The following is a 15,806-nucleotide window of genomic DNA, read 5'->3' as shown; positions in this document are numbered from 1 at the left end:
CAAGCTAGGCGTCACCAGCCGCGCCGAGCTGGCGCGCCTGCTCGACCGGCTCGAGTCCCAACGCGCGAGCGGCGGCCCAGGCACGCCCAAGACCGAACTCCGCCATTCCCCGAAGCAGATCCCGCAGGGTCTCCTCACCGGCGCCCGCACCCCTGGCCAGCTCGGCGTGCAGAAGCAATGACTCACCCAGCGTCTGGTGCAGCACGTCCACCGCCAGGCACACGATCGCCCGCTCCCTGACACTCAGCCCCGGCCTGGCCCAGCGCTGGGCCAGCTGATCCTCGCTGAAGGCCGCCAGCCCCGCATCGATGCGCTCCAGCTCGCGTACGGCACGCGCCAGCGCCCCGTGCAGCGGCACCGGCTCGATCGGCCCGGCATCGGCCGCCTCCGGCAACCCGAGCTCGACCAGCCGCTGAAAAGCGGAAACAACCACCGGATACCCGACGTACGGCGCCAGATGCCGATACAGCTCCCGGATCGCCTCGGGCTCCACCCCCTGCTCCAGCGCCATCCGCACATGCATCGCCAGCGGCACACCCAGATGCGGATGGCACAGATCCGCCGTCAGGCAGACGAACGCCTTCTCCCGCACCGTCAGATGAGGCAGACCCCACAGATGGTGCCCGGCCCCGACCGCGAGCCTGGCGAACACCGGATCCAGCGAGACCAGGGCATCAGCCCCAGCGAGTGATGTCACGAAACGCTCCGTTCAGGACAGACCGAGCGCCCGCAGGCGCAACCGGTCAAGGGTGTACTGCGGCACGACCCGCCCCAGCGTGCTCATCAGCCGAGACTTCCTGCCGACGGGATAACGCGAACGAGGCCGGCGCGCGGTCAGCGCGTGCAGCACCGCCCGCGCGACCACCTCGGGACTCGACCCGGCACGCTCCTCCCTCAGCCCGCCGGCGACCATCGTCCGGTACGCCGCGCCGTACAGCCGCCTGCCCTCGGCGCCGAGCGAAGCCAGCCGCGGCTCGAGCTCGTCCTCGAGCTTGTCGACGGCATCGGTGTGAATGGAACCAGGCTCGATGAGCACCGCTGCCACCCCGAACGGCCGCAGCTCCATGCGCAGCGCGTCGTTGAGCGAACGGATGGCATGCTTGGAGGAACACAACGGCCCACCGAACGGCAGCGTGATCCAGCTGCCCACCGAACCGACCGTGACCACGCGCCCCTTCGACGCCCGCAACTTCGGCAGCATCACCTGCGTGAGAGCGACCTGGCCGAAGACGTTGACCTCGTACTGCCGCCGCAACGCCTCCAGCGGCACGAACTCCACCGGGCCGGTCACCCCGATCCCGGCATTGTTGACCAGCGCGTCCAGCCGCCCGATCCGCTCACCGGCCGCGGCGATCTGCTCGCCGTCGGTGACATCGAGCAGGACCGGCACGACACCCGGGCCGAGCGCCTCGGCGTCGGCCTCCTTCCGCACCCCGGCATAAACGGTGAACCCCTCCTTGGCCAGCAGCAGCGCGCTCGCCCGCCCGATACCGGTGGAGGCGCCGGTCACCAACACGGACATGCCCATGAGCCCTCCGCGACCCTCGACGCATCGATCAGCTTCATGCCGCCGACGCTAGAACCCGCCCCCGGCCCGCCGCCTCCGTCATCCGACTGAACCGCCACGCCGTCACACCAGTACCGTGACGGTGATCAGCTCCTCGCCCCGCTGTCCCGACACCGTGACCACCAGCTCCCACACGCCGTCCATCGTGAACACCGGCCCCGCGGCGACGAACCTGCCGGGCCCGGCCTCCACGGTCTCCACCGGCGGCAGCGCGTGACCCATGCCCGGCATGACCGCCGCCAGCGTCACCGCCCTGGCCACACCCGACGTCACCCGCACCTCGACCCGCTCGCCCGGCACCACCGTGACGGCATAGCGGGTGCCCGCCGCCTGAACACTGCGCGACCCACCCGCCGTGAGGGCCAACAGCACACCCGCCACCAGCAGGCACAAGGCCGCCCACCTCATCACCGTCGTCGCTGTCATCGCTCCACCTCCACAGTGAACGACCGCGTCACCAGCTCGCCCGCCTCCAGGCACTGCACCCACGCCAGATACCGCCCCGCCCGCGGCAACGTGAACGTGAAACGCAACGCCGACGCGCCCTGCGCCGTCCCATGGACGTGCGCCAGCTGCTCGCCGTCCTCGCTCCTGACGATCAGATGGCCGGGCATGCCCAGCCACGGCGCAAGCGGCCCCCGCACGGCCACATCAACAGTCACCGGACTCCCGGCGACCGGCACAGCGGGGGACAGGCGCGGCACCACGACCTCCCCCGACACGGGCGGCGCCGAACTCTCACCGGAACCCCCGCCAAACACGTCGAACCCGCCCGGCAGCAGCTGCCCGCCCGACTGCCGCCGCTCCATCTCGGTGTGCACCAGGTAGCGACCCGGCCGCGGCACGCTCAGCCGTACCGCCAGCACCCCCGGCGCGACCCGCAGCGGGTGCACGTGCCGGAAGAACGCACCGTCCTGGCTGGTCACCACCACATGGGCCAGAGCCTCGTGGTGGACGGCCAGGTCGTCCACCGGCCGCCCGGTCGCGCCGTCCGTCAGACGCACCGTCAGCGTGAACGCCGCCCCCGCGGCGGGCCTGGCCGGCAGCGTCGACACCCAGCCCTGCGCGTACGGCAGACCAGGGTCGGCGACCGGCCGCTGCGAGGTCGACGGCAGGTACGGCCGCAGCAGCATCACCACGGCCGCCACCGCGGCGGCGGCACTCGCCGCCCCCACCAAGGCAGCGGACATCCTGCCGGCCAGCACCCCGCCCACCAGCAGCAGCCCGAGCGCCAGGACCGCGCCGTCACCCAGCATCGCCCACCACGCGCCACCGGCCGCCGCCACCCGGATCGGGATCACCGAGACCTCGTCACCGACACCGACACCCAGCTCGTACGGCCCGTCATGGTCAGCGCTCAGCACAGCGGTCTGCCCACCCTGCCGCGGCGAGCTCATCGTCACCGAACCGTCCGTCACCGAACCGTCCGTCACCGAACCGTCCGTCACCGAACCGTCCGTCACCGAACCGTCCGTCAGCGAGCCCGCCCACACCGAGTCTGCCGACACGCTCCCGTCCGTCAACGACCGCAACGACAGCCGCACCCGCACAGGCCGGGCAGCCCGGGCATCCACCCGCAACGGAGCCCCACCGCCGATCACCAGCGTCACCTCACCCGAGCCGAAGGTCTGCGTCACCCGCACCTCCTGCCCGGCCCCGACCTCATGCGCCCAAGCCGGAGACGCCGCCAGCAACCCCGCCACCAGCACGGCCCCGGAGGCCGGCACCGCCACCCTGATCCATCTCATGACGCCGGACGCTAGGCCGCGCCCCTCGCACCCCGCGTCGGTCACGCGACTGATGGGTACGGCGACGCGGATCAGTCACCTGACCGACGCGGCTGCCCCCGCCCGCTCCCTACCGTTCCGGCCATGACCCGACGACCTGAACCCTATTCGGCGATCGTGATGGCGATCCTGGCCCTCGCCTTCTGCGCCTGGGCCCTTTCCACCCTGCCCCTGCAGGGCGCGGTGATCCTCGTGGTGGCCAGCGTGCTCGGCTGGAGCGGCTGGATCACCTTCAGCTACACCCGCCCCGTACGATCCCGCAAAGTGATCGCCGTCTACCTGTGCGCGGTCGGATTCCAGCTCATCCACATGGCGGAGGAGTACACCGGCGGCTTCCCCCACGAAATCGTCGAACTGTTCAACTCGCCACGCGACTGGCCCGAGAAGGAGTTCCTGCTGGTGTTCGTCTTCGGATTCGGCGCCCTCTACTTCTTCGCCGGCGCCGGAGCCCTCTACCGGATCAGGGTCGCCAACTTCTTCCTGTGGTGGTACGCCCTGGGCGCCGGCCTGCTCAACGGCATCGCGCACTTCGTCTTCCCCATCATCAAGGGCGGCTACTTCCCCGGCCTCTACACCGCGGCAGGCCACCTGATCATGAGCGCGCTGCTGATCACCTTCCTGGTCCAGGAGAACCGCCGCCTCAAAGCGGAGGTGTGACACACCTCGCATCCCGCACCCGTCACACCACCCACCGCGGCGGCATCTCCATGAAGACCAACACGCCACCACGGTAGGGACCACCCATGAACCAGCCCCCGATCGCCCTCATCACCGGCGCCGCCACCGGCATCGGCCGCGCCACCGCCGACCTGCTCGCCGCCCGGGGAACGACCGTCCTCATCGGCGCCCGCGACCCCCACCGCGGCGAGCGGGCCGCCGCCGCCATCCGCGCCACCGGCGGCCACGCCCACGCCCTCACGCTGGACGTCACCGACGCCGCCACCGTGCACGCCGCCGCCTCCTGGATCGACGACCGCTTCGGCCGCCTCGACGTCCTGGTCAACAACGCCGCCATCACCGGATCAGGTCACGCCGCCCCGCAGGACGCCCGCGACCGCGCGCCCAGCTCCGTCGACGTGGACCTGGTCCGCGCCGTCTTCGACACCAACGTCTTCGCCGTGATCACCGTGACCAACACGATGCTGCCCCTGCTGCGGCGATCTGCGGCCGCGCGCATCGTCAACCTGTCGAGCCACTCCGCCTCGCTGACCATGACCGCGCAGGTCGACGGCCCCCTGTCAGGGCTGACATCGGCCGCCTACTCCCCGTCGAAGACCGCCCTGAACGCGCTCACCCTGCAGTACGCCAACGAGCTGCGCAAGGACGGCATCCTCGTCAACGCCGCCGCCCCCGGCTACGTCGACACCGCCATCAACGGCCACACCGGCGTGCTCACCCCCGCCCAGGGCGCCGCCATCGTCGTGCGCCTGGCCACCCTCGGCCACGACGGCCCGACGGGCGCCTTCCACAGCCAGGAAGGCCCCCTGCCCTGGTAACCGGCCACCGCCCGTGAGGGGCCCACCTCCCACGGGCCGCCTGTGAGGGCCCGCCTCCCGCGGGTCCTCACACCTCCATGCGCAACACCATCCCCGGCCACTGACCCACCGTGAACGGCTCCTCCCGCACGAACCCGCACCCCTCGTAGAACCGCACCAGATCCCCGCCGTCACCGGCATAGCAGTCCACCCGCAACACCCGCCTGCCGCGCGCCCTGGCCTCCCGCTCGGCCCACTCCAGCAACCCCGCACCCACCTTGCGCCCGGCGAACGCCCGATCGATCACCAGCGCCTGCACATACAACTCCGGCTCAGGCGACGCCTTCACATACGACGGCGGCACCTCACCCACCGTCACCGTCCCCGCGGGCACCCCGTCCAGCACCGCGATCCGCATGCCACCCGACGCCGCCCACGCCCGCACCTGCTCCTCACGCTTGGCGTTGCCGGTGAACGGCTGATCACCCCACTGCCCCGTACGGCCCCGCGCCACCATCCACGCCACCGCGCTGTCGAACATCGCCAGCACCGCGGGCACATCGCCCGCATCCCCGACCCGAATTTCCATCCGCCGACCATACTGGGACAGATGAAGATCCATCACCTCAACTGCGGCTCCATGCGGCCCCGCGGCACCAGCCCCACCGTCTGCCACGTCCTGCTCATCGAACACGACACCGGCCTCGTCCTGGTCGACACCGGCATCGACACCCACATCCCCCTGGTGTCGAAATGGCTGCTCAACCCCGCCCTCGACCCCGTACAAACCATCACCGCCCAGCTCAAAGCCCGCGGCATCAACCGCACCGACGTCACCGACATCGTCCTGACCCACCTGGACTTCGACCACGCCGGAGCCCTGCCCCGCTTCCCCCACGCCCGCATCCACCTGCACGCCGACGAGCACACCGCCCGCACCCACTCCCGCTACCAGCCCGCCCAATGGGCCCACCACCCCCGCTGGACCACCTACCACGGCGCCGGACAGCCCTGGATCGGCGGCCTCACCGCCCTACCCCTCGACGGCCTCGACGACCTGTTCCTCGTCCCGCTGCCCGGCCACAGCCCAGGCCACTGCGGCGTCGCCGTCCACACCGGCGGCCCGACCCCCTGGCTTTTGCACGCCGGCGACGCCTACTTCAACCGCCACCCCGACCGCCCCACCCGCCTGAGCGAAGCCATGGTCGCCACCCACCATCGCACCCGCCAAGCCACCCGCCGACGCCTCGACCACCTGCCCGCCGACACCGTACGCGTCTTCAGCGCCCACGACGCCGCCGAACTGGCTACCCTCGCAACGCCCGCGCCAGCAGATTCGCCCCCTCCACCACCACCGGCTCGGTGAGGAACACCGGCGACTGCGCCATGAACCGCGGCACACCACCCCGATGCTCATCGGCGGCGTGCACCGTGAACGGATGCACCAAGAACACATCCCCCGGCTCACCGGTCGCGTGCGCCACCGGGAATCCACGGCTGGCCTCATCGACCACCGGACCCGCCTCCATCGGATCCAGCACCCGCCCCTCCAGCGCCGCCGCGACCGCCCGATGCGAACCCACCCGGATCCGCGTCGGCGCGTCATCGGCACCCACCGACGACAACAACGTCAGCAGCAACATCGTCTGCGGACGCCCACCGGTCGCATACCCGCCGTCCGGCAGCACCACATTCGCATCGATGTGCCAGCCCCGATCGTCGATGACCGCCCTGCCAGGGAACCGCACCGGAATCATTCCCAGCGCACCCCGCGGCGCCCAGCCGCCCTTCCCGCACACCACATCCAGCGCCTCAGCCACCAGATGACTGCGCGCCACCTCACCCAGCGGCCCCTGACCCGTCATGTCCGACGCCCACACCACCGGCTCATCCCACCCGGAAGCGTCGTCGGGGGAGCGGCCGATCTGCGCCCACACCTGCGCCCGCGCCGCATCGGCGAGCTCACGCGGCGACGCGCCCGTCAGCTTGACGAAACCGTCACGGACGAACGCCTCAACGTCGATGATCTGCATGCCCACCACCGTAGCCACCAGGTCAACCGAATTCAGACCAGCCTTTCAGACCAGCCCTCCGCAGCCCGACCCTTCCAGCCCAGCCCTTCCAGCCCAGCCCATCCGGCCTCGCCCTTCCGGCCCGGTCCTCTCCAGGCAAGCCCTCTCCAGGCCGCCCTCATCAGGCCAGCCTCTGCAAGCCGCCCTCCGCAAGTCGCCTTTCAGACCAGGCTCAGCTGGTCGAACGGCCGCGCCACCACCGGCGCACCCACCGGCGCCATCCCATACGAAGCCGCCAGCTGCGCGATCTGCCCCACGATCCGCTCCTCATACGCCGCCGACGGCACCCCCGAACGGTCGTACAACTCCTCATACCGCGCCACCAGCGCCGGATGCCGCTCACCCAGCCACTGCAGGAACCACTGCCGCGTCCCCGACGGCAACCGCAACACCACCGGATGTACCCCCGCCGCCCCCGACGCCGCGATCCGCCGCACCGTCGCCGCCAGCTGATCACCCGCATCCGTCAGCAACGGCAACACCGGCGCCATCAGCACATGCGTCGCCACCCCCGCCTGCGCCAGCGCCGACACCAGCTCCAACCGCGCCTGCGACGAGACCGCACCCGGCTCCGTCGCCCGGCGAATCCGCTCATCGACCGACGCGATCGACACCGCCACCTGCGTGCCCGACCGCGCCAGCACCTCCACATCACGCAACACCAGCGGCGACTTGGTGTACACCGTCAACGCCACCCCCGCCCGCGCCGCCGCCGCCACGATCTGCGGCATCAACCCGTAAACCCGCTCCGCCTCCTGATAGCAGTCACCACTGACCCCCACCGCCAGCGGCTGACCATCCCAGCGCTGCACCTCACGCGCGAACCGCGCCGCCGCATTGGCCTTCACCACCACCCGCGTGTCGAAGTCACGCCCGGCATCCAGCCCCAGCCGCCGATGACCACCCCGCGACACACACCCCAGACAGGCGTGCGCGCACCCCCGGTACGGCGAGACCGCCCACCCCTGCGGAATCCCCGCCCAGTCCGGCACCCGCTCGATGATCGTGCGCGCCTGGGTCTCGAAAAACCCGCCACGCAGCACCGACCGCCGCTCGATCAACGGCCGATCGTCTCGAGCCTTCTCCACAAGCGAAAGCGCGTCCCAACCCACACCACCCAATGGAACACGTATTCGAGCAACCCCGCAAGCTAATGTGCACAACCATGGCCTGGATCCTGCTCGCCCTCGCAATCGCCACCGAAGTCCTCGCCACCACCGCCCTCAAACTCAGCAACGGCCTGACCAACTGGTGGACCGCCGCCGTCGTCCTCGGCTACGGCGCCTCCTTCACCCTCCTGTCCCAAGCACTCAAACTCCAGCTCGAAGTCGGCACCGCCTACGCCGTCTGGTCCGGCGCCGGCACCGCCGCCATCGCCGTCATCGGCGCCCTGTTCCTCGGAGAAAGCCTCACCCTCCCCAAGATCGCCGGCATCGTCCTCATCATCGGCGGCGTCGTCGTCCTCAACCTCGCCGGCACCTCCCACTGACCCAAAAACCCCTTCGCACCCCCACAAACCCCCTCCATAGACTCGAACCCGTGCTGAAGCCCGAATACCCCATAACCACCGAGCGCCTCACCCTGCGCCCCTTCACCCACGACGACCTCGACGCCATCCACGCCTACAGCAGCCGCCCCGACGTCGCCCGCTACCTCTACTGGGAACCCCGCGACCGCGCCGCCGCCCAGACCTACCTCGACAAAGCCGTCAACCGCACCACCATCAACGCCGAAGGCGACATCATCGACCTCGCCGTCACCCGCAACGACACCGGCCAGACCATCGGCAGCGTCCTGCTCATCCTCACCAGCCACACCCACCGGCAAGGCGAAATCGGCTACATCCTCCACCCCGGCCACCACGGCCACGGCTACGCCACAGAAGCCGCCCGCGAAATGCTCCGCCTCGGCTTCGACGACCTCCACCTCCACCGCATCATCGGCCGCCTCGACGCCCGCAACACCGCCTCCGCCCGCGTCCTGGAAAAACTCGGCATGCGCCGCGAAGCCCACCTCGTCGAAAACGAACACGTCAAGGGCGAATGGTGCGACGAAGCCATCTACGCCATGCTCCGCCGCGAATGGCAAGCCCGATGACCAACCCCACCGAGCCCATCGGGCCCTCCGGCCCCTCCGGTCCCACCGACCCCTCCGGCCCCTCCGGTCCCACCGACCCCTCCGGCCCCGCGGGCTACAGCCACCTCTTCGACGCCCACCCCGGCTACCTCAACACCGCCAGCTACGGCCTGCCACCCCGCACCGCCACCGACCACCTCACCACCGTCCTCGACCAATGGCGCACCGGCTCCACCGACTGGCACCCCTGGGATGCCACCGTCGGCCACGCCCGCACCGCCTTCGCCCACCTCATCGACGCCGACCCCGCCGACATCACCATCAGCTCCACCGCCAGCCAGATCATCTCCACCATCGCCACCGCCCTGCCACCCCGCGCCCGAGTCCTCGTCCCCGACATCGAATTCACCAGCAACCTCTACCCCTGGCTCACAGCCGGCGCCACCGTCGAAACCGCCCCACCCGACCGCCTCGCCGACGCCCTCCACCCCGGCATCGACGCCGTCGCCTTCAGCCTCGTGCAATCAGCCACCGGCCACGTCGCCGACCTGCCCGCCATCACCACCGCCGCCCGCGACGCACGCGCCCTCGTCATCGCCGACGCCAGCCAAGCCGCCGGCTGGCTCCCCATCACCACCACCGGCATCGACGCCCTCGCCTGCGCCGCCTACAAGTGGCTCCTGGCCCCACGCGGCGCCGCCTTCGGCTACCTCTCACCGGCCCTGCGCGAACGCATGACCCCCCTGGCCGCCAACTGGTACGGCACCGCCGACCGCGACAACGGCTACTACGGCCTGCCCATGCACCTGGCACCCGACGCCCGCGCCTACGACCTGTCACCCGCCTGGTTCAGCTACGTCGGCGCCGCCCCCGCCCTCGACCTGCTCAACCACATCGGAGTGCCCGCCATCCACCGCCACAACCTCACCCTGGCCAACCGCCTGCGCACCGGCCTCGGCCTGCCACCCTCCGACAGCGCCATCGTCAGCCTCGACATCGACGGCACCCGCCTGCACCAAGCAGGCATCCGCGCCGCCACCCGCGCCGGCCGCACCCGCCTGTCCTTCCACCTCTACACCACACAAGCCGACGTCGACGCCACCCTGGAAGCCCTCACATGACCCACACGATCTACCACCTCGCCTACGCCACCCACTGGGCCGACGCGGGGGAGACCTACACCCACTCCACCCGCGGCCGCACCCTCGCCGACGAGGGCTTCATCCACTGCAGCACCGACCTCGACCAGCTCCACCAGGTCGTCACCCGCTACTACGCCGACGTCGACCCCGCCGACCTGATCGTCCTGCACATCGACCCCACCGGGCTCGACATCCGCCTCGAAGGCGGCTTCCCCCACCTGTACGGCCCGCTGCCCCGCTCAGCCGTTCACGCGCACAGCGCCCTCTGAAACGGCCCCGCTCAGCCGTTCACGCGCACAGCACCCTCTGAATCCGCCGCGCCGCCAGCCACAACCCCGCCGCCACCATCACCACCAGATACGCGGCATGCCCCAGCAGACCCCACCCGACCTGCCCCAGCGCCAGCCCACGCACCAGCTCCACCGCATGGAACAGGGGAGTGGCCGCCACCACCGCCTCCAGCACCGGCGGATAGGCGCCCACGGGGGAGAAGGTGCCGGAAAACAGGAACAACGAGAACTGCGCCGCCGTCAGCAGATCGAAATCCTGCCACCCCCGCATGAACGTCGACGCCGCCATCCCCACCGCGCCGAACGCCAGCCCCACCAGCAACGTCGCGGGAAAAGCCGCCAGCGCCCACCACGGCTCGGCCAGATCGAAGACCACCATCACCACCAGGAACGCCGCCGTGTAGAACGCGCTACGGATCATCGCCCACGACAGCTCACCCAGCGCCACCTCGAACGGCCGCACCGGCGTCGCCAAAATCGCCTCGAACGTCTTGGCGTACTTCATCTTGAAGAAGAAGTTGAACGTCGTCTCCGCCAGCGCGCCGTTCATCGCCGACGCCGCCAGCATCGCCGGAGCCACGAACACCGCATACGAGATCACCCGCCCATCACCCAGCGGAATCTCACCCACCAGCGCACCCACGCCGACACCGATCGACAACAGGTACAGCAACGGCTCGAAGAACCCCGACAACAACACCAGCCAGTACGACGCCCCGCTGCGCAACGCCCCCACATTACGGTTGACCACCGCGCCCACCCGCCGCGGCGACACCCCCTGATCCAGACTCCGCACCAGCCGCCGGGCCACCGCCACCGACATCATCGCAAGCCCCTCATCCCGCCCTCAGCACGCTTCATCCCGCCCACACGCCCCACCACGCCAACCAAACGCCCGACAACCAAACGCCTGATCACGCCTAATCACGCAGCCTGCGGGCGAACGCCACCCGCGCCCACCACAACCCGCCCACCACGAACGCCCCCAGCACCGCCACATGCGCCCACGCCGGCCACGGCGTCACCTCACCCAGCGTCGCCCACCGGCACAACACCACCGCATGCCACAACGGCGACACATACGCCAGCACCCGCAACCAGCCCAGCTGCTCCACCGGGAAGAACACCCCGGAGAACAACGTCGCCGGAATCATCACGAACCGGAACAACAACGCGAAGTAGCTGTCATGCTCGATCGACGCCGCGAACGCCGTCACCGGAGCCGCCACCGCCACCGTCAACACCGCCGCCACCAGCGGCGTCACCAACGCCCACGGCGAGGCCAACCCCCCGAACGGCCACACCACCAGCAGGAACACCGCCACCGCGATCTGCACCCGAACCACCAGATACAGCAACCAGCCCCGCAACATGTCCCAGATCGACACCCGCGTCGCATACATCGCATGCGCCGAACGATCCCACTTGAACGACCCCAGCACCGGATACGTCGACTCACCCAACGCCATCTGGAACGCCGTCGACGCCAGCACCCCCGGCACGATCCACTGCGCGTAACTCACCCCGCCGAGCTCGCCCACATACTGCCCCACCCCCAGCCCGATACTGGCCAGAAACAACAGCGGCAACGCGAACGACGAGAACAACGACGCCCGCCACAACCGCTTGTACAGCACCATGTAGCGCTCGAACACCGCATACGTCGCCGACGCCATCAGTCGACCAACGTCCGGCCGGTCAAGTGCAGGAACACATCCTCCAGCGACGAACGCCGCACCAGCACGCTCGACGGCGTCAACCCCCGCCGATGCACCTCGTTCACCGCCGCGTCGCCGTCCTTGGCATACAACAACAGGCGATCGGGCAACGGATCCACCCGCTCACCCACCCCCTGCAGCAACGGCACCAACCCCGCCAGCTCATCGAGCCCGAACCTCAACTCCACCACCTCGGGGGAGGAGTAGGCCTCGATCAGCTGACGCGGCGACCCCTCCGCCACGATCCGGCCCCGGTCCATCACCACCAGCCGATCACACAACTGCTCGGCCTCATCCATGTAGTGCGTCGTCAGAACCAGCGTCACACCCCGCTGCTTCAACCGGAACAACCGCTCCCACAGCAGATGACGCGCCTGCGGATCCAACCCCGTCGTCGGCTCGTCCAGCAACACCAGATCCGGATCGTTGACCATCGCCCGCGCGATCGTCAACCGCCGCTTCATCCCGCCCGACAGCGGCTCCACCAGCGACGACGCCTTCTCCGTCAGCTGCGCGAACTCCAGCAGCTCCTCCGCCTTGGCCCGCGCCTGCGCACGGCTCAACCCGAAATACCGGGCATACGTTGTCAGGTTCTCCCGCACATTCAGATCGGGATCCAGATTGTCGAGCTGCGGGCACACCCCCAGCCGCGCACGGATCGCCGGACCCTCCACCCGCGGATCACGCCCCAGGATCCGCAACTCGCCCGCCGACGGCATCGACACACACGAGATCATCCGCATCGTCGACGACTTGCCCGCCCCGTTGGGCCCCAGGAACCCGAACGCCTCCCCAGGCGCCACCTCGAGGTCGATCCCGTCGACCGCCGTGAAATCACCGAAGCGTTTGACCAGCCCACGGGCCTGGATAAGAGGTTCAGCCACGGTAGGAGAGACTAAACGTCGCCTCCGACACTTCCGCAACCAGATAACCGCCGAGCCAGCCAAAGAGGGAACAGCTCATGGACCCCCGCACCGCCGCCCAGCACTTCGCCGACACCTGGCAACACGGCTGGACCCACCACGACGTCGACGCCATCATCGCCCTCTACACCGACGACGCGGTCCACACCTCGATGCCCTTCCGCCCCCCGCACACCGGCAAAACCCAGATCGCCGCCTACATCAGGCGATCCTTCGAGGCCGAACACTCACCCCGCGTCGTCTTCTCCACCCCGCTCGTCGACGGCCCGCACGCCGCCATTGAATACCACGTCACCGCGGGGGAGACCACCCTGGCCGGCTGCGTTTTCGTCACCTTCGACAACGACGGCATGGCCGTACGGACCCGCGACTACTGGCACGAAACCCCCTGACCCGCCCCGGCGGCCGGGGGAGAGGCTCCTTGCCAGCCCGGCAGCGACACCAGCCGCTCCAGGCCGTCACAGACTGTTACAGCGGCACGCGCACCGACGGAGCGACCTGCTGCGCACCCATCGGGGGAGCCTGCATCGGGTTCTGCATCGGGTTCTGCACGGGCATCGGCCGCACCATCTGCCGCGTCGCCTCCTCGGCCGGCGAAACCGGCATGGGACGCTGCTGAGCGCACCCGCCACGGCAGTATCCGTTGGTGACGATGAGCCGGCCACGCAGCGGCGTGTACGAGTCACGCCCTGTCGCCGGAAGAACCCCCTGGCACACCTGGCACAAGACTGCGTCGTTCCCCACGGGTGTACTCCTTTATCCAGATGTAGCTACTGCCAATCAGACTAAAGAGGTACATCACAGAAGTGTCGCAATTCCACGAGCCGTCAAGAGACCGGTCAGAAACCTCTACTTGACATAACGTCCATTATCAAGCAAACACACGATCACATACAGCCAGCCCCACACCACACCGGCATAGGCTGTCCACCATGAATCTGGGTCCCACCGAGATCCTCCTCTTCCTCGCCATCCCCACCATCATCATGGGATTCGGCGTCGTCCTCGTCGCCAGGAGCGCCAAGGCCAGAAGCAGAGCCAGCATCCCACGCCGACACCTCGACCCACACGAACTCGACACAACCGTCCAGACACTCGTCACCGACGGCCAGCACGTCCAAGCCATCAAACTCGTCCGCGAACACACCGGCATGCGCCTCATCGACGCCAAAAACCTCGTCGACGGCGTCGCCCGCGGCCAATCCCTGCTCCAGCACCCCGCCATCCAACGCCTCGCACCCAGACAACCCCACATCGCCCCCTACGGCCCCGACCTGGCCACCCGCGTCCGCGACCTCAAAGCCGCAGGACGCACCGACCAGGCGATCTTCCTCGTCCGCGGCGAAACCGGCATGGACGAGGAAGCCGCCACCAAGTTCGTCGACATCCTCTGATCACAAGAACGCCCACAAAGACCCTGACCACGCGGCATCGCAGCGCGTTACGATCGAGACATGCCGAGCCTGGCGATCTCCACCACGGGCCTGATCCTCCTCACCGTCCTGGTGACTTTGGCGATCATCGCCCTGATCCTCCTGGCGGTGCGTTTCGTGCACCACCCCCGCAACAGTCTCACCGTCAGCGAGCACCTGATGGACCAGGCTCGCGAGCTCAAGGCCCATGGCCGGATGGACGACGCGGTGTTCCTGGTCCGCGGCGAGGCCGGGATGAGCCATCGTGCCGCGGTCCGCTTCGTCCGCCGTCTTTAACGCCCCAAATCCGGAAATATACCGAAACCATACAGAAGGTGGATTCTGTCTGGTTTGGAATACCTTTCGTTGACCGTGAACCGACCGGGCGCCCGCTGTCGTCTGAGCCGTTGTGAAGTTGCCACGGCTCGTCACCCTCGCCCTCTCGGCCCTCATGGCGGCCGCCGTCGTGACGCTCCTGGTCACGACGCCTGCCGTACCCGGCCATGGCCCGCCGTCGCCATGCCCCTCTCGCTGGGACGGCGACCGGTTCGGCGGCTGGGTTCCCGAGACGTCCCGTCTCGCTGGCGTGGACGACGTGCTCGTGCCCGGCTCCCCCGTCGAGGTGCTGTTCTGCGCCTACTCCGGCGAGAACGTCGAGGCGCGGAGGCCGCTCACCGGATCCCGTCCGGTGGCTGGCGCTGACCGGATTGCCCGTGACCTGTCGTTCCTGGCCGCGACCCCAGACTCGGCACTCTCCGTCTGCACGGCGATCGGAGGGCGTGCGACCAGCTATCTGCTGCGCTTCACCTACGGTGACGGCGCCGTGGTGTGGGTGGGCAGCGCCGATGAGCCCACTTCCTGCGCGACCACGACGAACGGGACGGTCACCAGCCTCGTCTACATCGGCGAGTCGTTGACCGAGGCGTACGACAGTGGCGGCTGGGAACTCCCCAGGGCTGACAGCGCCTGCGACAGCGGCGGGCGGCGCGGTCAGCATGAGCGGCTGGTGCCGGAGGGGGCGACGTCGGTGGTGGTGTGCCGGCGTGTGGCGGACACGTGGACCGGTTCGCGATACGGCGAGGCGGAGGCGCGCAGGCTGGCCGGGTTGCTGAACGCTTCGCCGGCCTACCCTGGCGAGCCGGGTGGGTGTATAGGGCCTCCTGGTCTGTTTCGTGTGGCCTTCGGCTATCCGGAGGGTCCCCCGGCGTCCGTGACGGTGCGGGGCGGGTGTGCTTTCACGGCGCTGCTGGTGGCGGAGGTGGGCGAGCCGGTGTGGCGGGAGGTGCGCCTACTGGCCTCGCACGGCTGAGGTTGCTCCTCTCCCCCGTCCGGCGCATGTGAACC

Annotated in this window: 22 protein-coding genes; 11 read left to right on the top strand and 11 right to left on the bottom strand. The window is 69.5% G+C overall.

Features of this window, described 5'->3' with window-relative positions; translation table 11 throughout:
- Positions 1 to 4: 4 nt before the first annotated feature.
- The 4 genes from HNR30_RS12475 to HNR30_RS12460 all read right to left on the bottom strand — a co-directional run bounded on the left by HNR30_RS12475 (position 5) and on the right by HNR30_RS12460 (position 3,315).
- Positions 5 to 697, bottom strand: a complete 693-nt coding sequence (locus HNR30_RS12475) for a carboxymuconolactone decarboxylase family protein (protein ID WP_181609918.1) — start codon at positions 695 to 697, stop codon at positions 5 to 7.
- 12 nt (positions 698 to 709) lie between these two features.
- Positions 710 to 1,522, bottom strand: a complete 813-nt coding sequence (locus tag HNR30_RS12470) for an SDR family oxidoreductase (RefSeq protein WP_220133422.1) — start codon at positions 1,520 to 1,522, stop codon at positions 710 to 712.
- 108 nt (positions 1,523 to 1,630) lie between these two features.
- Positions 1,631 to 1,993 carry a hypothetical protein gene (locus tag HNR30_RS12465; RefSeq protein WP_181609916.1) on the bottom strand — a complete coding sequence of 121 codons (363 nt, stop codon included), beginning with the start codon at positions 1,991 to 1,993 and terminating at the stop codon, positions 1,631 to 1,633.
- Positions 1,990 to 3,315 (bottom strand): DUF8832 domain-containing protein, encoded by a 1,326-nt coding sequence (locus tag HNR30_RS12460; protein ID WP_181609915.1) that lies wholly within the window; start codon positions 3,313 to 3,315, stop codon positions 1,990 to 1,992. The genes HNR30_RS12465 and HNR30_RS12460 overlap by 4 nt, the downstream gene beginning before the upstream one ends.
- Positions 3,316 to 3,438: 123 nt before the next feature.
- Between HNR30_RS12460 and HNR30_RS12455 the strand changes: the two genes are divergently transcribed.
- Together HNR30_RS12455 and HNR30_RS12450 are read left to right on the top strand one after the other, a co-directional pair.
- Positions 3,439 to 4,011, top strand: coding sequence for an HXXEE domain-containing protein (locus HNR30_RS12455; protein WP_181609914.1), 573 nt, complete (start codon positions 3,439 to 3,441; stop codon positions 4,009 to 4,011).
- 86 nt (positions 4,012 to 4,097) lie between these two features.
- Positions 4,098 to 4,850, top strand: a complete 753-nt coding sequence (locus HNR30_RS12450; RefSeq protein WP_181609913.1) for an SDR family NAD(P)-dependent oxidoreductase — start codon at positions 4,098 to 4,100, stop codon at positions 4,848 to 4,850.
- A 67-nt stretch (positions 4,851 to 4,917) separates the two neighbouring features.
- On the opposite strand, the gene HNR30_RS12445 is transcribed toward HNR30_RS12450, so the two are convergent.
- Positions 4,918 to 5,418, bottom strand: a complete 501-nt coding sequence (locus tag HNR30_RS12445) for a GNAT family N-acetyltransferase (RefSeq protein WP_181609912.1) — start codon at positions 5,416 to 5,418, stop codon at positions 4,918 to 4,920.
- Between the two features lie 21 nt (positions 5,419 to 5,439).
- Between HNR30_RS12445 and HNR30_RS12440 the strand changes: the two genes are divergently transcribed.
- Positions 5,440 to 6,195 carry an MBL fold metallo-hydrolase gene (locus HNR30_RS12440; RefSeq protein WP_181609911.1) on the top strand — a complete coding sequence of 252 codons (756 nt, stop codon included), beginning with the start codon at positions 5,440 to 5,442 and terminating at the stop codon, positions 6,193 to 6,195.
- Here the strand turns inward: HNR30_RS12440 and HNR30_RS12435 are convergent.
- Positions 6,137 to 6,862 (bottom strand): phytanoyl-CoA dioxygenase family protein, encoded by a 726-nt coding sequence (locus HNR30_RS12435; RefSeq protein WP_220133421.1) that lies wholly within the window; start codon positions 6,860 to 6,862, stop codon positions 6,137 to 6,139. The two genes, HNR30_RS12440 and HNR30_RS12435, sit on opposite strands and share 59 nt — an antisense overlap.
- 200 nt (positions 6,863 to 7,062) lie before the next feature.
- Positions 7,063 to 7,962 carry a radical SAM protein gene (locus HNR30_RS12430; RefSeq protein ID WP_220133420.1) on the bottom strand — a complete coding sequence of 300 codons (900 nt, stop codon included), beginning with the start codon at positions 7,960 to 7,962 and terminating at the stop codon, positions 7,063 to 7,065.
- 104 nt (positions 7,963 to 8,066) lie between these two features.
- On the opposite strand from HNR30_RS12430, the gene HNR30_RS12425 reads away from it, so the two are divergent.
- Genes HNR30_RS12425 through HNR30_RS12410 form a run of 4 tightly spaced genes read left to right on the top strand, consistent with a single transcriptional unit; the run spans position 8,067 to position 10,388 of the window.
- Positions 8,067 to 8,390, top strand: a complete 324-nt coding sequence (locus HNR30_RS12425; protein ID WP_181609910.1) for a DMT family transporter — start codon at positions 8,067 to 8,069, stop codon at positions 8,388 to 8,390.
- A gap of 50 nt (positions 8,391 to 8,440) precedes the next feature.
- Entirely contained in the window at positions 8,441 to 8,998 is a 558-nt protein-coding gene (locus tag HNR30_RS12420; protein ID WP_181609909.1) for a GNAT family N-acetyltransferase, read from the top strand.
- On the top strand, positions 8,983 to 10,098 hold the full coding sequence (locus HNR30_RS12415) for an aminotransferase class V-fold PLP-dependent enzyme (protein ID WP_281389585.1): 1,116 nt from the start codon (positions 8,983 to 8,985) through the stop codon (positions 10,096 to 10,098). The genes HNR30_RS12420 and HNR30_RS12415 overlap by 16 nt, the downstream gene beginning before the upstream one ends.
- On the top strand, positions 10,095 to 10,388 hold the full coding sequence (locus HNR30_RS12410; protein ID WP_181609908.1) for a DUF952 domain-containing protein: 294 nt from the start codon (positions 10,095 to 10,097) through the stop codon (positions 10,386 to 10,388). The genes HNR30_RS12415 and HNR30_RS12410 overlap by 4 nt, the downstream gene beginning before the upstream one ends.
- A 19-nt stretch (positions 10,389 to 10,407) precedes the next feature.
- Here the strand turns inward: HNR30_RS12410 and HNR30_RS12405 are convergent, their stop codons facing one another.
- The 3 genes from HNR30_RS12405 to HNR30_RS12395 all read right to left on the bottom strand — a co-directional run bounded on the left by HNR30_RS12405 (position 10,408) and on the right by HNR30_RS12395 (position 13,011).
- Positions 10,408 to 11,235 carry an ABC transporter permease gene (locus HNR30_RS12405; protein WP_181609907.1) on the bottom strand — a complete coding sequence of 276 codons (828 nt, stop codon included), beginning with the start codon at positions 11,233 to 11,235 and terminating at the stop codon, positions 10,408 to 10,410.
- Between the two features lie 94 nt (positions 11,236 to 11,329).
- Positions 11,330 to 12,085, bottom strand: a complete 756-nt coding sequence (locus HNR30_RS12400; RefSeq protein WP_181609906.1) for an ABC transporter permease — start codon at positions 12,083 to 12,085, stop codon at positions 11,330 to 11,332.
- Positions 12,085 to 13,011 carry an ABC transporter ATP-binding protein gene (locus HNR30_RS12395; RefSeq protein WP_181609905.1) on the bottom strand — a complete coding sequence of 309 codons (927 nt, stop codon included), beginning with the start codon at positions 13,009 to 13,011 and terminating at the stop codon, positions 12,085 to 12,087. Before HNR30_RS12395 ends, HNR30_RS12400 begins: the two co-directional genes overlap by 1 nt.
- A 77-nt stretch (positions 13,012 to 13,088) precedes the next feature.
- On the opposite strand from HNR30_RS12395, the gene HNR30_RS12390 reads away from it, so the two are divergent.
- Positions 13,089 to 13,442, top strand: a complete 354-nt coding sequence (locus HNR30_RS12390) for a nuclear transport factor 2 family protein (RefSeq protein WP_181609904.1) — start codon at positions 13,089 to 13,091, stop codon at positions 13,440 to 13,442.
- Between the two features lie 76 nt (positions 13,443 to 13,518).
- On the opposite strand, the gene HNR30_RS12385 is transcribed toward HNR30_RS12390, so the two are convergent.
- Positions 13,519 to 13,656 (bottom strand): hypothetical protein, encoded by a 138-nt coding sequence (locus tag HNR30_RS12385; protein WP_181609903.1) that lies wholly within the window; start codon positions 13,654 to 13,656, stop codon positions 13,519 to 13,521.
- A gap of 326 nt (positions 13,657 to 13,982) precedes the next feature.
- On the opposite strand from HNR30_RS12385, the gene HNR30_RS12380 reads away from it, so the two are divergent.
- From HNR30_RS12380 to HNR30_RS12370, 3 genes are all read left to right on the top strand, one after another.
- The gene (locus HNR30_RS12380) at positions 13,983 to 14,444 is read left to right on the top strand and encodes a hypothetical protein (protein ID WP_181609902.1); all 462 of its coding nucleotides are present in this window, start codon (positions 13,983 to 13,985) and stop codon (positions 14,442 to 14,444) included.
- Positions 14,445 to 14,504: 60 nt separating this feature from the next.
- Positions 14,505 to 14,759 carry a hypothetical protein gene (locus tag HNR30_RS12375; protein WP_181609901.1) on the top strand — a complete coding sequence of 85 codons (255 nt, stop codon included), beginning with the start codon at positions 14,505 to 14,507 and terminating at the stop codon, positions 14,757 to 14,759.
- A 112-nt stretch (positions 14,760 to 14,871) separates the two neighbouring features.
- Positions 14,872 to 15,771: a hypothetical protein gene (locus HNR30_RS12370; protein ID WP_181609900.1), complete on the top strand. Its 900-nt coding sequence runs from the start codon at positions 14,872 to 14,874 to the stop codon at positions 15,769 to 15,771.
- The last annotated feature ends 35 nt before the right edge of the window (positions 15,772 to 15,806 follow it).

Source organism: Nonomuraea soli, assembly GCF_013761175.1.
Classification (GTDB): Bacteria; Actinomycetota; Actinomycetes; order Streptosporangiales; family Streptosporangiaceae; genus Nonomuraea; species Nonomuraea soli.
Note: the sequence above shows the minus strand (reverse complement) of the source record. Positions and strands in the feature narration are given on the sequence as shown.

Bases quoted from the DNA above. Each gene is read 5' to 3' on its own strand.
- HNR30_RS12460 (WP_181609915.1), bottom strand. From the start codon at position 3,315: ATGAGATGGATCAGGGTGGCGGTGCCGGCCTCCGGGGCCGTGCTGGTG.
- HNR30_RS12415 (WP_281389585.1), top strand. From the start codon at position 8,983: ATGGCAAGCCCGATGACCAACCCCACCGAGCCCATCGGGCCCTCCGGC.
- HNR30_RS12425 (WP_181609910.1), top strand. From the start codon at position 8,067: ATGGCCTGGATCCTGCTCGCCCTCGCAATCGCCACCGAAGTCCTCGCC.
- HNR30_RS12465 (WP_181609916.1), bottom strand. From the start codon at position 1,993: ATGACAGCGACGACGGTGATGAGGTGGGCGGCCTTGTGCCTGCTGGTG.
- HNR30_RS12455 (WP_181609914.1), top strand. From the start codon at position 3,439: ATGACCCGACGACCTGAACCCTATTCGGCGATCGTGATGGCGATCCTG.
- HNR30_RS12380 (WP_181609902.1), top strand. From the start codon at position 13,983: ATGAATCTGGGTCCCACCGAGATCCTCCTCTTCCTCGCCATCCCCACC.
- HNR30_RS12435 (WP_220133421.1), bottom strand. From the start codon at position 6,862: ATGCAGATCATCGACGTTGAGGCGTTCGTCCGTGACGGTTTCGTCAAG.
- HNR30_RS12470 (WP_220133422.1), bottom strand. From the start codon at position 1,522: ATGTCCGTGTTGGTGACCGGCGCCTCCACCGGTATCGGGCGGGCGAGC.
- HNR30_RS12410 (WP_181609908.1), top strand. From the start codon at position 10,095: ATGACCCACACGATCTACCACCTCGCCTACGCCACCCACTGGGCCGAC.
- HNR30_RS12440 (WP_181609911.1), top strand. From the start codon at position 5,440: ATGAAGATCCATCACCTCAACTGCGGCTCCATGCGGCCCCGCGGCACC.
- HNR30_RS12445 (WP_181609912.1), bottom strand. From the start codon at position 5,418: ATGGAAATTCGGGTCGGGGATGCGGGCGATGTGCCCGCGGTGCTGGCG.
- HNR30_RS12450 (WP_181609913.1), top strand. From the start codon at position 4,098: ATGAACCAGCCCCCGATCGCCCTCATCACCGGCGCCGCCACCGGCATC.
- HNR30_RS12385 (WP_181609903.1), bottom strand. From the start codon at position 13,656: ATGCCGGTTTCGCCGGCCGAGGAGGCGACGCGGCAGATGGTGCGGCCG.
- HNR30_RS12405 (WP_181609907.1), bottom strand. From the start codon at position 11,235: ATGATGTCGGTGGCGGTGGCCCGGCGGCTGGTGCGGAGTCTGGATCAG.
- HNR30_RS12400 (WP_181609906.1), bottom strand. From the start codon at position 12,085: ATGGCGTCGGCGACGTATGCGGTGTTCGAGCGCTACATGGTGCTGTAC.
- HNR30_RS12390 (WP_181609904.1), top strand. From the start codon at position 13,089: ATGGACCCCCGCACCGCCGCCCAGCACTTCGCCGACACCTGGCAACAC.
- HNR30_RS12375 (WP_181609901.1), top strand. From the start codon at position 14,505: ATGCCGAGCCTGGCGATCTCCACCACGGGCCTGATCCTCCTCACCGTC.